The sequence below is a fragment of the Acinetobacter sp. UBA3132 genome (assembly GCF_002364825.1).
GTDB classification, from domain to species: Bacteria; Pseudomonadota; Gammaproteobacteria; order Pseudomonadales; family Moraxellaceae; genus Acinetobacter; species Acinetobacter schindleri.
Genome location: NZ_DEZM01000189.1, coordinates 1 through 14,403 on the forward strand (window position 1 = coordinate 1; position 14,403 = coordinate 14,403).

At 40.4% G+C, this 14,403-nt stretch carries 12 protein-coding genes, 2 tRNA genes and 1 pseudogene; 6 read left to right on the forward strand and 9 right to left on the reverse strand.

What is annotated here, in order from left to right; translation table 11 throughout:
- Nucleotides 1–135: 135 nt before the first annotated feature.
- The gene (locus B4033_RS13610) at nt 136–219 is read left to right on the forward strand and encodes a hypothetical protein (protein WP_349678840.1); all 84 of its coding nucleotides are present in this window, start codon (nt 136–138) and stop codon (nt 217–219) included.
- Nucleotides 220–392: 173 nt separating this feature from the next.
- On the opposite strand, the gene epmA is transcribed toward B4033_RS13610, so the two are convergent.
- The 5 genes from epmA to B4033_RS10225 form a co-directional block, all read right to left on the reverse strand.
- Nucleotides 393–1,367, reverse strand: a complete 975-nt coding sequence (gene epmA / locus B4033_RS10205) for an EF-P lysine aminoacylase EpmA (protein WP_286833642.1) — start codon at nt 1,365–1,367, stop codon at nt 393–395.
- On the reverse strand, nt 1,364–2,431 hold the full coding sequence (locus B4033_RS10210; protein ID WP_286833645.1) for a 4-phosphoerythronate dehydrogenase: 1,068 nt from the start codon (nt 2,429–2,431) through the stop codon (nt 1,364–1,366). Before B4033_RS10210 ends, epmA begins: the two co-directional genes overlap by 4 nt.
- Before the next feature lie 141 nt (nt 2,432–2,572).
- The gene (locus B4033_RS10215) at nt 2,573–3,811 is read right to left on the reverse strand and encodes a CaiB/BaiF CoA transferase family protein (protein WP_286833648.1); all 1,239 of its coding nucleotides are present in this window, start codon (nt 3,809–3,811) and stop codon (nt 2,573–2,575) included.
- A 52-nt stretch (nt 3,812–3,863) separates the two neighbouring features.
- Entirely contained in the window at nt 3,864–5,294 is a 1,431-nt protein-coding gene (locus B4033_RS10220; protein WP_286833650.1) for an MFS transporter, read from the reverse strand.
- 226 nt (nt 5,295–5,520) lie between these two features.
- Nucleotides 5,521–6,744 carry an acyl-CoA dehydrogenase gene (locus B4033_RS10225; protein WP_286833653.1) on the reverse strand — a complete coding sequence of 408 codons (1,224 nt, stop codon included), beginning with the start codon at nt 6,742–6,744 and terminating at the stop codon, nt 5,521–5,523.
- Nucleotides 6,745–6,985: 241 nt separating this feature from the next.
- Between B4033_RS10225 and B4033_RS10230 the strand changes: the two genes are divergently transcribed.
- Complete coding sequence (locus tag B4033_RS10230) at nt 6,986–7,945, forward strand: LysR substrate-binding domain-containing protein (protein WP_253169929.1); 960 nt, start codon at nt 6,986–6,988, stop codon at nt 7,943–7,945.
- Nucleotides 7,946–7,981: 36 nt separating this feature from the next.
- On the opposite strand, the gene B4033_RS10235 is transcribed toward B4033_RS10230, so the two are convergent.
- The 3 genes and pseudogenes from B4033_RS10235 to B4033_RS10245 all read right to left on the reverse strand — a co-directional run.
- A tRNA-Ser gene (locus B4033_RS10235) sits at nt 7,982–8,072 on the reverse strand.
- A 242-nt stretch (nt 8,073–8,314) separates the two neighbouring features.
- Nucleotides 8,315–8,405, reverse strand: a tRNA-Ser gene (locus B4033_RS10240).
- A gap of 88 nt (nt 8,406–8,493) precedes the next feature.
- A pseudogene (locus B4033_RS10245) lies at nt 8,494–8,847 on the reverse strand (GreA/GreB family elongation factor); the annotation flags it as partial.
- A gap of 109 nt (nt 8,848–8,956) precedes the next feature.
- On the opposite strand from B4033_RS10245, the gene gmtY reads away from it, so the two are divergent.
- From gmtY to greB, 4 genes are read left to right on the forward strand one after another with little or no spacing between them, the layout of a single operon-like run.
- Nucleotides 8,957–10,267: a gamma-mobile-trio recombinase GmtY gene (gene gmtY, locus B4033_RS10250; protein WP_349678841.1), complete on the forward strand. Its 1,311-nt coding sequence runs from the start codon at nt 8,957–8,959 to the stop codon at nt 10,265–10,267.
- On the forward strand, nt 10,264–13,029 hold the full coding sequence (gene gmtZ, locus B4033_RS10255; RefSeq protein WP_286833671.1) for a gamma-mobile-trio integrase GmtZ: 2,766 nt from the start codon (nt 10,264–10,266) through the stop codon (nt 13,027–13,029). Before gmtY ends, gmtZ begins: the two co-directional genes overlap by 4 nt.
- Nucleotides 13,019–13,630: a gamma-mobile-trio protein GmtX gene (gmtX, locus tag B4033_RS10260; protein ID WP_286833663.1), complete on the forward strand. Its 612-nt coding sequence runs from the start codon at nt 13,019–13,021 to the stop codon at nt 13,628–13,630. The genes gmtZ and gmtX overlap by 11 nt, the downstream gene beginning before the upstream one ends.
- A complete protein-coding gene (greB, locus tag B4033_RS10265; RefSeq protein WP_286833665.1) occupies nt 13,627–14,103 on the forward strand; it encodes a transcription elongation factor GreB in 477 nt (158 codons plus the stop codon). Before gmtX ends, greB begins: the two co-directional genes overlap by 4 nt.
- Here the strand turns inward: greB and B4033_RS10270 are convergent.
- Nucleotides 14,100–14,403 (reverse strand): hypothetical protein (locus B4033_RS10270; RefSeq protein WP_286833668.1); only part of this gene is annotated, 304 nt, incomplete at its 5' end. The genes greB and B4033_RS10270 overlap by 4 nt on opposite strands.

Here is a 14,403-nt window from a genome sequence, read left to right on the forward strand (position 1 = left end):
GAAAATATTCAGCAGCGCTGGCAACACATTCATCAGGATGCGAATGATTTGACGCTGGTCGTTGAACATGAATAACAGGTCATAGGCTATGCAGATTTAATTCAGGAATACACCTGGGAATTTGATAGTGGATATTTGCGAATTCAGGCTTTTGTAGTTGATCAGGCTCATCGTGGGCAAGGTGGGGGAAAAGGCTCATTGCAGCGATTGAAGAGTTAGCTAAACAACGTATTTTAAAATTGATACAAGTAAATAGTGGCAATCGTGAGGAACGTTTAACTGCACATGCTTTTTATCAAAATCTGGGTTTTGATGCTTACAGTATCGGTTTTCGAAAATATCTGGCTTAATCAGCCTGCTCAGATAACAGGCTGATTAGATCAGGAGGAGGATCAGGAAATATCTGCCGGGAAAGTAATGACTTTCTCAAGCTTCATCTGATTGGTGGCAATCATCAACAGACGATCCACCCCAAGTGCGATCCCAGAACATTCCGGCATATTCGGTAAAGCAGCCAACAGATATTCATCAATCGGTATGACATGTAAACCGAGAGAGCTACGCTCTGCATTATCTGCTTCAAAGCGTGAGCGTAACACTTCCGCATCAATCAGCTCATCATAGGCATTCGCCAGTTCCAGACCTTCTATATAAAGTTCGAAACGTGCTGCAACCAGTTCACCATCTTCATCGATTTTGGTTTTTGCTAATGAAGCAAGTTCAGGCGGGAAATCGGTCAGAAATACCGCTGTGTCAAATCCCAAGCTCGGTTCCACCATATGCGAGAACAACAGGTCAATATAAGCCAGACGATCCTGCCCCAGATCCAGATTTAAACCGACTCGACGACAGCAGTCTTTTAACTCTTTTAAAGTTGCCTGTAAGGGATTCAAATCCAGTCGATCCATAAAGGCATGCTTATAGCTCAGTACCGTTGGACGGACTTCACCAAAACGGGCTTTTAATACCACATTTAACAGATCTGAAACTTCAAACATCAGGTCTTTCAGGCTAAAGCCCGGACGATACCATTCCAGCATGGTGAATTCGCTATTGTGCTTACGGCCATGCTCATCATCACGAAACACTTTGCAGATCTGGTAAATCGGACCACTACCACTTGCCAGCAGGCGTTTCATCGCAAATTCAGGAGAAGTTTGCAGATAATGGGTATTGAGCTTACCCAGTACATGACGTTGTGCTTGCACAGATGCCAGATGCACATCGGTCACACCCGCTTGAGACAAAATCGGGGTTTCTACTTCCAGCACATCACGTTCCGCAAAGAACTGACGCAGCTGTGCATATAAATGAGCACGTGCGCGCATCGCATTTACATCACAGCTCGGTTGATAAGCAATCGTCATGCTTTCGGCCCTCCATGTGCTGCCCATTCACGACGTAACGGATAGGTCTTACGTAAATGGTCAAAAGCCTGTTGATCGACTTTAGCGTCTTTTAAGCAAGCACGCAGATTGGCATCGTCACGTTGGATATCATAGATTTCATCCAGGTGCTGTTTGAGAGCTACTTTTAAATCCTGCCCTGTAAAATATGGCACACATTCTGGTAACTGGCTTTCAAACTGCTTATTAATTTCATAGCCAAAATGACGACAGAAAGCCTCATAGATCATTTGTGTACCACGCGCCTTACCTTCCAGACTATAACCGGCAATATGTGGCGTTACCAAGCTGGCCAGGTCCAGTACTTCAGCCGAAATCACCGGTTCATGTTCAAATACGTCCAGTACCACCTGACGCTGATTTGCACTGATATCAGCGATTAATGCTGCTTCTTCAACGACTGGTCCACGCGCTGAATTGATCAGGATGGTTTCAGGCTTCATTTGGGCAAAGGCCTCTGCATTGATCATATGATAAGTCGGATGCTCACCCTGTTTGGTCAAAGGAACATGAATACTGATCGCATCGGATTGCGCCAATAAGCTTTGCAGATCAACCTGTTCAATATGGTCTCTTTGTACAAAAGGATCACAACCGATCACATGCCAGCCTAGCAGTCCTGCCATATAAGCCAGTCGCGTACCCACGTTGCCTAGCCCAATAATTCCCAAGGTAAAATTGGGGCCAGCATCCAGGAGTGCTGGACGAAGTTTTAATAAGGCAGTAATCACGTACTCAGCTACGGCTTGGGCATTACAACCGGCGGCATTGCTCCAGGCAATTCCCTGCTGTTCAAGTGCAGCAATATCCAGATGATCCGTACCAATCGTGGCACTACCAACAAACCTGACCGGGCTGCCTTCTAGTAGCTGTGAATTGACTTTGGTCACTGAACGCACCAGTAAGGCATCTGCATCCTGCACATCTGCCGCAGTCAGTGTACGCCCTGCACAATGCTGAATCTCGGCAAATTCTGCAAAGAAATAATCGGTAAATGCCAGATTTTCATCTGCGACAATTTTCATAATGCCTTCCAACAACACAATGCCGTTATCTTAACGCGTGATGCTGCTGATGACTATTCAGTTATGTGGACTTCTATTTTCTTAAGTGATTAAAAAAACCGAAGACTGGCTTCGGTTTAACTACAAAAAAACATTAATAGTTTAGGAAGCCGCAGATACAACATGATCAATAATACCCTGCGCATTGAGCGCGGCAATTTCTTCGGGACTACGGAACTGGGACAGAATCTGCTGGGTATGTTGTCCCAGTTTTGGCGGTGCATGACGATATTGTACAGGTGTATCCGACAGCTTGATCGGTGAACCAACCATTTTAAACTGGGCGTTTAAAGGATGCGGTAAATCCACCAGCATTTCCCGTGCAGCAACTTGGGGCTCATTCAAAGCATCTTCAATCGAGTTAATCACACCGACGGGGACTTTGACCGCGTGAATGGCATCAACCCAGTCTTTGGCATTTTTTGCAAGAAAATATTCTGATAATAAGGGAATCAGTTCATCACGATGTTTCACCCGATCCTGATTGCGCTGGAATTTTTCATCCTGCAAAAGTTCAGGTAACTCAATTGCCATGCATAAATCCCGGAATTGCTTATCATTGCCACAGGCGATAATAAATTCCTTATCTTTGGCTTTAAAGGTTTGATAAGGCACAATATTGGGATGATGATTTCCCATTCGTTTTGGTGCTGTGCCTGAAGTTAGATAGTTCATCCCCTGATTGGCCAAAGCGGCTACCTGTACATCCAGCAAAGACATATCGATATATTGACCTTTACCTGTATGATGACGAGCCAACAGCGCAGCCTGAATGGCAATGGTCGCATACAGCCCGGTTTGAATATCCACAACCGCTACACCGACCTTCTGTGCTCCACCACCCGGGACATCATCTGCTTCACCGGTAATGCTCATCAGACCTGACATGCCCTGAATAATAAAGTCATAACCCGGCTCTTCGGCACGAGGCCCGTTCTGACCAAAGCCAGTAATCGAACAATACACCAGCTTCGGATTAATGGCCTTTAAGCGTTCATAATCCAGCCCATAGCGTGCTAATGCACCCACTTTATAGTTTTCAATCACCACATCGGCAGTTTTGGCAATATCCCGGATGAGTTCCTGTCCTGGTTCAGAGGCAATATCGACAGTGACCGAATATTTATTACGATTGGCACACTGAAAATAGCCTGCCTCACGGGTATTTTCACCAGATGGCGTTTTCATCCACGGTGGTCCCCACATGCGGGTATCATCCCCTACACCTGGACGCTCGATCTTAATCACTTCAGCACCCAGATCTGCCAGAATTTGTCCACACCATGGTCCTGCCAGCACTCGGCTTAAATCCAGTACGCGTATTCCTTTTAATGCACTCATGCTCAATCCTTTTTTCATTGGCTAGGAAACCCAGCCTTTATAATGTTGATGATTACTGACTTGCAGTCGCTGGACGAGTTGGTTTCTTCGCAGTCACCGATCCAACTGAATCGCCATGTTCTGCTTCAGCCGGCTTCACCAGGCTAGACTGTTGTGGATCATATTGACGCTCACGAATAAACAGTCTTGGAATCACCCCGGCAATAAAGTACGCAGTTCCCATCACGATAAATGCCATGGTGAATGAACCACCTGCGGCGATAAAACCGATAGTTGCCGGTGCAATCGCAGCACCTAGACGGCCCATGTTATAGGCTCCGCCAATTGCCGTACCGCGTACATCAGTTGAAAAGGTTTCAGCCATATAAGTTGCATTGACACCGTATGGAATTCCGTAAAGGAAACCGAAAGTAATCAATAAGTAGGCAATATTGGTTGGGGTGTTATAGAAAATGATGATTGGCAGGAAAGCCGCTGTACTGACCGTACCAAATACAAAGGTAATACGACGTCCAAATTTATCCGCTGCATAACCGGCAATAATTTTGCCCAGAATCATGGCGGTATAAGCACCGACCATATAGCCAGTCAAGGCTTTGAAATTCATATTGAGTTCGGTTTCCAGATAGGTCGGCATCCAGTTATTGACACCGTAATAACCAAACTGCAGAAATGCGGCAGTTGTCATCCATAACAGGAACATACGGCGATGCGACTGATGACCAAAGATACGCTTATAAATGCTTTCTGATGGTTGTTGAGCAGTAACTGTTGTTTCTGGATTTTCCAGTTTCAGCGCTTTACGTTTCGCCTGCTCGATTTTCGCTTCCTGCCAGGATGCTGGCTCTGGCACAAAACGCATAAATAGCAATGCAAAAGCGGCGGGAATGATTGTCACGTAGAACAGCATGCGCCAGCCATAGTCTGGAATAATCGCACCAGCCATCAAAGTCGCCACGATATAACCGACAGTTTGACCCGTCTGTAAGGTACCTAGTACTGTAGTGCGGTATTTGGTCGGTACATATTCTGCCATCAAGGTATTACAGGCCATGTACAGTGAACCCAGGCCGAATGCACCAATAAAGCGAAGTACCATGAATTGCTCATAGCTTTGAGTGAAACCCAAGATACAGGTCATAATTGAGAAAAACACGACTGACCAGGCGATGGTTTTTACCCGTCCAAACTTGTCGCATGCCCATCCACCCGTAATCCCGCCAAGTGCCATCCCGGCCAAAGAGGCACTCCCCAGCATTCCGGCCTGAAATGAAGTCAGGCCAAACTCTGCTTTGAGACTGGTCAAGCTAAATGACAGCAACATGATGTCTACACCGTCAATCACCAGAGAGACGAATGCGAAGATAAATGCCAGTTTCCAGGTATGGGCATGAATGCGATGAGCTGTGCCGACATTATTCGGTAGCTTTATCCCCAAGGCAACGGCGTCCTGATGGAGACTATTTTGATTTTCGTTGTTCATGTATTACCTCATTTTCCCAAATGAGTCATCGACATTCCTCTGTCTTCAGGTTTACAGCAGCGTTCTTTATTCTTTTTCTGCTTACATCTTATGAACTTCTGCTTATTAATACTGAGAATGACAAGAAAGCTTCACGATGAATCCTTTATTTAAGTTATTGACCGGTTTTTAGGGACAAAAGCCCTAAGGATGCTCAATCCTGAGCATCCCGAATTTAGAAAATAAATTAATTAGAAAAAGCTGCGATACCTGTTTGAGCACGACCGAGAATCAGTGCGTGTACATCATGGGTACCTTCATAGGTATTCACCACTTCCAGGTTGACCAGATGACGCGCCACACCAAATTCATCAGAGATACCATTACCGCCCATCATGTCACGCGCAACACGAGCAATATCCAGGGCTTTACCACAGTTATTTCGTTTGATCAGTGAAGTTCCTTCTACCGAAGCAATCCCTTCATCTTTCATACGGCCAAAACGTAAAGCGATCTGTAAGCCAAGCGCGATTTCAGTTTGCATATCGGCCAGTTTTTTCTGAATTAGCTGGTTGGCTGCCAATGGGCGACCAAACTGTTTACGGTCCATGGTGTATTGATGTGCAGTATGCCAGCAGAACTCCGCAGCTCCCATCGCACCCCAGGCAATCCCGTAACGTGCACTGTTCAGACAGGTAAATGGACCTTTCAAGCCGCGTATTTCTGGGAAGGCATTTTCTTCAGGGACAAAGACATTATCCATCACGATTTCACCGGTGATCGAAGCACGCAAACCCACTTTGCCGTGAATCGCTGGTGCAGACAAACCTTCCCAGCCTTTTTCCAGAATAAAGCCACGGATATCCCCAACATTACCTTCAGCAGAGACTTCTTTCGCCCAGACCACAAATACATCGGCAATCGGACTATTGGTAATCCACATTTTTGCGCCAGTTAAGCGGTAACCACCATCAACTTTCTTAGCACGGGTAATCATGCTACCCGGATCTGAACCATGATCTGGTTCAGTCAGGCCGAAACAGCCGATATATTCACCAGTTGCCAGTTTTGGTAAATACTTCTGTTTTTGTTCTTCAGAGCCAAATTCATTGATTGGCACCATCACCAGCGAGCTTTGGACGCTGGCCATAGAACGGTAACCTGAATCGACACGTTCAACTTCACGAGCAATCAGGCCATAACTGACATAATTTAAGCCTGCACCACCGTACTGTTCAGGAATCGTCGGTCCTAGCAAACCGAGCTCACCCATCTCACGGAAAATGGTCGGATCAGTCTGTTCATGACGGAATTGTTCTAATACACGTGGTTGAAGCTTACCCTGACAATAAGCGCGTGCAGATTGCATAATCATGCGCTCTTCTTCTGTCAGTTGCTGCTCCAGTAAAAATGGGTCTTGCCAGTCAAAATAGTTTTTCTGGGCTTTTTTTGTATTAACCATTTGATTCATCGCATCCTCTGCTTAGCTGTCTATTGTTCTCAATCTTCTGACTTGATCCTAGGCAGGAATGAAACAGCTTTCAAACGAGTATTTAGCATATAGATATGCGTTAATTGCATAACTGAGATATGAGTCTTTCAATCAACAAACTTGTAAGCCTGATTAACTCAATGCTGTAGACCAAAGTTGTATATAGGTTTACGTTTAATATGTCATTTTGTGATAGGACGATATTTTCAGGGAGGAAATTATGCGCCGAAAAATCCCTTCTACCCAAAGCCTCATGTGCTTCGAATCTGCAGCACGCCATGCCAGTTATACCCATGCTGCACAGGAGCTCTTTCTGACTCAGAGTGCGATCTCACGTCAGATCCAGCATCTGGAAGAATTACTCGAGGTACAATTGTTTAGCCGTACGCGTCATGGCGTGGAACTGACCGCAGCAGGACAGCAATATTATGAAAGTATCAAACCTTTATTAATAAGTCTGGAACAAGCTACGCTGGATGTCATAGAACATAAAGGTCAAGGCGGTACGCTGAAACTGGGAGTTGTTCCTACTTTTGCAACCCGGTGGCTACTACCTAAGCTACATCGTTTCCAACAGCGTCATCCGGAAATTACTGTACATCTGGAAACCAGCACACGCCCCTTCCTGTTTCATGAAACTATCTTCGATGCTGCCATTTATGCAGGTACACCAGAACAGGTCGCACAGTGGCCCGGGATTACCAGCCATTTCCTGATGCATGAAGATGTGGTTGCTGTCTGTTCACCCAGTCTCATCAAAACACATTTAAAAATGAAGGTAACAGCTGATACACCACATTTAATACTGAGTGCTGAACAGCTATTACAGTTACCGCTTTTACAACAGACGACCCGCCCCACAATCTGGCAGGACTGGTTCGAATTGCATCAGGTAAAACATCCAAATCCTTTAGGCGGACAGCGGCATGAATTATTTTCTATGCTGGCCGTTGCAGCCAAACATGATATGGGAATGGCCCTGATTCCGCAGATGCTGATTGAAACAGAACTCGCCAATGGAGAACTGGTGAAAATTTCCGATCAGAAACTGGAACGACGTCGGGCCTATCACCTGATTCATGCTCATAATGAACATTCCACGCTCATTGCCAGATTTGTAAACTGGATGAAAGAAGAACTACAGCAAGAACCCATTCAGGCTGATTCTGAAGCCCCATAAAAAAACCCCAATCTTTCGACTGGGGCTTTGCAAATCTGGCGGAAGCGGTGAGATTCGAACTCACGGAGGGGTATAAGCCCTCGTCGGTTTTCAAGACCGGTGCATTAAACCGCTCTGCCACGCTTCCATGGGCGCCATCATATAAATATTTCTGTTTCTTGGCAATAAATTTTCGCAAAACTTATTAAAAAATCCGTTCAATCAGCTAATTTTCAGCCGGACGCTTTTCTTGAGTAGACACTTGATAGATAGATGAATAATAAAAATAAACCCAATAAATTTATGATGCTGATTAAAACGGAATCACTAACATGAAAAAAATTATAAGCATAAAAAAAACCCCAATCTTTCGATCGGGGTTTTCAAATTTGGCGGAAGCGGTGAGATTCGAACTCACGGAGGGGTATAAGCCCTCGTCGGTTTTCAAGACCGGTGCATTAAACCGCTCTGCCACGCTTCCATGGGCGCCATCATATAAATAAAAATCCGGCTTGGCAAATATTTTTCAGAAATTTAGCTATCAAATGCACAAAATAAAATCAATTCGGTCAATTTGCTGAATTTTCAGGCTTTTCATAGCGAATGGTATTGATGAACCAGACTTTCTTACCAGAGGGTGTTATTACTTCTGCTTCATCATCAACCTGCTTGCCAAGCAGCGCACGTGCCATTGGCGAATCAATCGAAATATGCTGTGGATGATGGTCATAAATTTCATCGACTCCCACTATACGTAAAGTCTTTTGTTCTCCGGCTTCATTTTCAATTTCGACCCAAGCACCAAAGTAAACCTTCCCTTCCTGCTCAGGTGAAAAGTCAATGATCCGTAGCTCTTCCAGACGTTTGCCCAAATAACGGACACGACGGTCGATCTTGCGTAACAGCTGCTTGTTGTACTGGTATTATAACCCTATGTTTAAACATACTATTTATCAATAAAATAGTTTGACAATTGATCAAATACTGATAGCTTGATTGTTAAAACAACTCATACTACATAATAAATATTATATGGCTTATGTTAAGAAAATTTATGTCAACTATAGAGATTGCACATCACATAGTAGCTTGACTCTGCCTTGTATCTTTACCGAGAAAGGCATCATCATTTCTCACTTACGTTACTTAGCTTGGTTTAATTCAAAAAGTGCTGCATGGAAAGAAAGATCATGTTATGCCTTACAGCTTCTACTGAAATATATTAACTCTGTTCCTGATATTGAAAGTGCAACCAAGTTACTCAAAGCTTTTACAGAAGCGTTAATCACTGGCACCATTGACTATTCCAATGGTAAAGATCCCCTTGAATTATATTGGAGACCGCGTTCAGTTAGGGATACCAATAATTTGTTATTTCATATAACTCACTACACTGACTTTCTTACTCTACAGGATGAGCACTCATCGATTAGAGTTAATCCGTTCCGTAAAGCTACTTGTTATGAAGAACGTTTGAATTGGTGTGCTTACTACCATAAGCAAGCAAATGTATTTTTAAATCACTTAACATCTAATCAACTAACACAAGACCAAGTACGTTTGGTTGATTCTTTTAAAGAAAGCCTATTTGATTTTGAATATGCTGTACGTTTTCCTGAAGATCAAATAGAAAGGCTCCTATACCTAGGCTTTGATAAGAATGGAGATATAGATTATAGATCTCAGGCAATTACGATGTTGATGAATTATGGTGGTCTAAGAAAGAGTGAAATTTTTCATATCTATACCTCAGATATTACATTGCACCCTACCCGCCCTTTCGAAGCTTTGGTTAGAGTCTATCATCCAGAATTAGGTAGTTCTCCAGATCCCGCATTCAGAAACCGAAAGGAATACTTATTAGCAAAAACAAACTATAGACCAAGAAATAATTATCTATTTTCTGAAAGACTCTATGCTGGCTGGAAAACTCCTTTACTTACCTCAAAAGAAGGATACTTTGAAGTTGTTTTTAACCCACCTGAAAAGGCAAAAGAATTTTTATCAATTTGGGCAAATTATTTAAAATTTCAGCGAATAGAACCTAAAAGAAACAATCCTCATCCTTTTGCCTTCACTAATACTTTTGGTGAACCTGAAACCATAAAAAATTTCCAAAGATTGCATAAAAATGCTGTTGAACGTATTGGATTACAGTGTAAAAAAAATCTTGGAACAACAGAACACGGTCATCGACATGCTTACGGTTTTCGGGCAAAACAAGCTGGCTTAAATCAAGTAGAAATACAAAAAGCTATGCATCATAAAAGTCCCACCTCTTGCCTTGTCTATATAAAACCTACCTTAGAAGAAGTCCAGGACAAGTTACGAGCAATTAAATAATGAAACCACAAATCATACGGCAGATTGAAAGTAAAAAATTTAATAGAGAATTTTCTACTCATCCAACTTTAGAATCGTTAAAACAAACATGTAAAAAATTAAATATTACCAATTCAATGCTTTACAAACAGACCTATAAAAAATTTGGATTACCTGCTCATCCTGAAAGAATCTATGAGGATTGGATCAGCTATAAAGATTTTTTCGATATTGTTGACTTTGTTTCATACACTGAATTAAAAAAATTAATCACACCTAAGAATCTTAAAAATGCTAATGAATATAAAAAGTATGTTGTAAAACAGAATGATTCATCTCTCCCTCTTGACCCTCAAGGGGTTTATCAAAATGAGTGGGAAAATTGGTATAAATTTTTAGGTAAAGTTGAGCCCTTTAAACCAGATTTCATATCAAGAGAATATGAAGCATGGGCAATAAAAATTAAAGAATTTATGACTCGAGCAAGAGGTGGAGGGAGCAAAGAAACCCATCTATGCAGATTTGTACGGCTTTATATAGAGACCTTTGATAAAAGTAAATCTCCCCACTCTTTTCTGATTCAAGAAAAGTTTGATGTAAAGCCTTTCAGAGATTTACTAGAAAATTTTAATTCAGATGTTTTAAAACGAAGTATTATTAAAGCTGTAAATGAGTTCTTAGATTATATTATTGATAATGACCTAACTATTGAAGATGAAGACACTGGTGAAATTGTACGTGTAGATAATGCACGTAACCCCTTTTCCCTTTTACTTAGTCAACAAAATTTATCCTCAAGCTCAATTCGTTCAGAAACAACAAAACCCTGCCTACAATATCATTTTGTTAAAAAGGCTCAAGAATGGATCTTACCTAATAAAGCAAAATGTTTTCAGGATTTAGAACACTTACATAAATTTGATGCTGACTGGATCAAAGTTAATTTTGATCAACTTGATTTGCATGATCCCGACTGTGTATACCGCATTATTGATGATCAAGCATACTTATGGTGTCCTACAGACTGGATTCATACCTATGCACTAACTAAAGTACCCTTAAGAGGCCGGCAAATTGCCTATAATGATTCAGGTGAAGCCGATGAATATATTGCAGAGTTAGATCTTCAAAACAAAATAATATGGAAGAAAAATGACTCTATATTTGCAGGCTTAACTAAACAACAATCCTTTATTAAGAAAATGCCTGACAATCAGATAGGGATGTTTACTACTACTAATAAAACAAATAAAAATGGACAAGGTTATACAATCCCATGGATACCTGAAGATTTAGCCTATTGGTTAGTGAAACTCCGCAAGTGGCAACAGAAATATAATCCTATTAGCTACCCAAGTACTTGGTTAGATTGTCAAAGAACAAATTTGAATGAACTTCAAAGAAAGGCAAAAGGGTTAAATTGTTTTCTCTTTAGACGTTTTAATGATTTCGAACCTGCAACAGTTGGAAATGCTCTTACCCCACGTTTAGCTGCTACTCTTTTTCATATACAACCTTCAAACTTAGCTCTAGCTACATTAGAAGGTAATCCAGCGACATTAGGTTGTTATAAATCCAAATATACTCCTCATAGCATGCGCGTCAGCCTCATTACAGCTTATGTACTGGAAATGGGAATGCCTATAGAAATAGTGATGAAAATTGTTGGTCATAGCTCTGTTATCATGTCTATTTATTATTGCAAGGTTTCAAACAGTGAAATTAGAACGAAATTAGAAGAAAGCGAAAAAATAATTTTAAAATCAGAAGTTGAGTCTATTCAAAAAACTATTGAACAAAACAAAATTGAAAATATTAAAAACCATTTAATTGGAAACAATGCAGAATTATTACAGGCATTGTCGAATGAGGTTCCTGCAGGAAATTATGTATTTAGAGATTATGGTATCTGTCCGTTTGCAGCATCAAGATGTGACGATGGTGGTGAAATAATCAAAAGTAGTTCGTTCTATACTCCTACACCTCAGGGTTATTTAGGTATTCAAAACTGTATACGCTGCCGACACTTTATTACTGGTCCAGCTTTTATCGGTGGCTTATTAGCAATTACCAATGAAATTTTACTCCAATCTAATGATCAATCTGATATTTGCTCCAAATTACAACTTAAAGTTAATCAGCTTACTCAAGACATTGAGAATCTGGAAAGAGAAGAGTATATAGCCAATTTTAAGCAACAAAAATTTGAAGGTACTTTAAAAAGATTTCAAATAGAAACTGAACTGAGAAATTATGAAGCTGAGTATGAAACCGCAGCAAAAAAATTAGATATGCTTCTATGCGACATACAAGCAGCGTATAGTCATATTACGAAATGCCATAAGCTAATCAATAATACCTTACTTGAAAGTAATGAAAAACTTTCCTTAATCACTACTTCCGATGCAGAATTAATATTAGAAATGGAAGAAGTTGGCCATTATCAGCAATTACAAGAAGTTTGTGAAAATGCTGTCATTTATAAATCGTGTAATGCTGATCAGGCTATTTATCCAAGGACTCAACTAATCGATAAAATGGCTTTATTTAATGAAATTATGCCTAGTTTATTTATGCTATCCAAAGACCAACAATTGATTGCAGGCAACCAAATTTTCAATTTATTAATGAGCCGTCTTAAGTCTTGGGATAAAGTACAAAAAGTCATGGATGGTAAAATTAAACTTGTTGAACTAGCTGAGTCAGAACAAATATTAAAATCTGAAATTGAGCTAATACTACATAATTCGCCAACTTTCATTGAGGCAAATCATGGATCCTGAAGATTTATTAAAAGAGTTAAAAAAGAACAGCACTTTAAAAGCTCAGCAATCACTTGATGCTATATATGAAGTTTGTAATGAACAAAAAGACCGGGGCATTAATGATTTCTCAATTAGTACAATTTCTAAGTTGGGTTTTCAAAGAGGAGTACCCAAAGCTCAAAGTATCCGGAATAAAACAGGTGAAAAATACAAAACCTTAATTCAATCTTTTGCTGATCAAAGTTCTCATAAACCTAAGCTGAAGAATCCTTCTAAAAGTAATAACGAATGGATAGATGAAATTCTAAACCCTAAGCATCAGTTGCTTGTCCGTATTATGGCATCTGAGTTAAAAGAAGCTCAGCAAATGATCCGTGAAATTATTCCTCCAAAGCAAAGGATTGATATTTATGACCATAAGAATATGATATCAGATCAATCTTTCAAACTTTCTGAACAAGAAGTTCGAGCTTTACAGTATTTGCTGTCATTAGATTTTCAAAAAAAGTGGGATCTGAAACCTACACAGTTTGGTGAACTTGTTGATAAGTCTAATAAGCCTATTTTTAAAGTTTCAACATTAGATGCCTTACGTAAGGCGCTGGAGTATTTATCTTGAATCGTAAATTGCTAACTACTGAAGGCTATCAACGCTTACAAGATGAGTTAAATGATTTAGTACGTAAAGAACGACCGGAAATCACTAAAATTGTTTCTTGGGCTGCAAGTCTTGGCGATAGATCGGAAAATGCTGACTATCATTATAATAAAAGAAAGCTACGAGAAATTGATCGTAGAATCAGATTCTTAACTAAACTTTTCGAAGTTGCTCATAAAGTTGAATATAGTCCTGAACAAGAAGGAAAAGCTTATTTCGGAGCATGGGTGGAACTAGAAAATGATGATGGTGAAGTCATTAAGTTTCGCATCGTAGGTGATGAAGAAATCTATGGTCGAAAGGACTATATATCTCTTCAATCACCTATGGCAAAGGCATGCTTAGGTAAATCAGTAGATGATGAAATTCATGTACAAACACCAAAAGGAAAAATGACTTGGTTTATTAATAAAATATACTACGTAATAAATTAATTCATAATTTTATCAAAAAAGGCAAGAGCTGTGGATTCCATAAAATATTTCTCTTGCTCATATAAATAATCCATGCGCTGAGAAAAGAATTCTTCACTTTCTAGGAATATCCCATCATCATAATCAATACTTAATGATTTATCATCAAATACAATTTCATTCATATCAAAACCGTCAATAAATAACTTTTTATTATTTTCGTAAAAGTACTTTTTCCTAAAATCATAAAAGTTATCATTTGGAGCGGCAATACATTTATTCGACAATGATCTATGCATTTTAATTTCATCATAGGGATTA

Coding starts and splice junctions, on each gene's coding strand:
- gmtX (WP_286833663.1), top strand. CDS start 13,019: ATGGATCCTGAAGATTTATTAAAAGAGTTAAAAAAGAACAGCACTTTA.
- gmtY (WP_349678841.1), top strand. CDS start 8,957: ATGGCTTATGTTAAGAAAATTTATGTCAACTATAGAGATTGCACATCA.
- B4033_RS10225 (WP_286833653.1), bottom strand. CDS start 6,744: ATGAATCAAATGGTTAATACAAAAAAAGCCCAGAAAAACTATTTTGAC.
- B4033_RS10230 (WP_253169929.1), top strand. CDS start 6,986: ATGCGCCGAAAAATCCCTTCTACCCAAAGCCTCATGTGCTTCGAATCT.
- B4033_RS10220 (WP_286833650.1), bottom strand. CDS start 5,294: ATGAACAACGAAAATCAAAATAGTCTCCATCAGGACGCCGTTGCCTTG.
- B4033_RS10215 (WP_286833648.1), bottom strand. CDS start 3,811: ATGAGTGCATTAAAAGGAATACGCGTACTGGATTTAAGCCGAGTGCTG.
- B4033_RS10210 (WP_286833645.1), bottom strand. CDS start 2,431: ATGAAAATTGTCGCAGATGAAAATCTGGCATTTACCGATTATTTCTTT.
- epmA (WP_286833642.1), bottom strand. CDS start 1,367: ATGACGATTGCTTATCAACCGAGCTGTGATGTAAATGCGATGCGCGCA.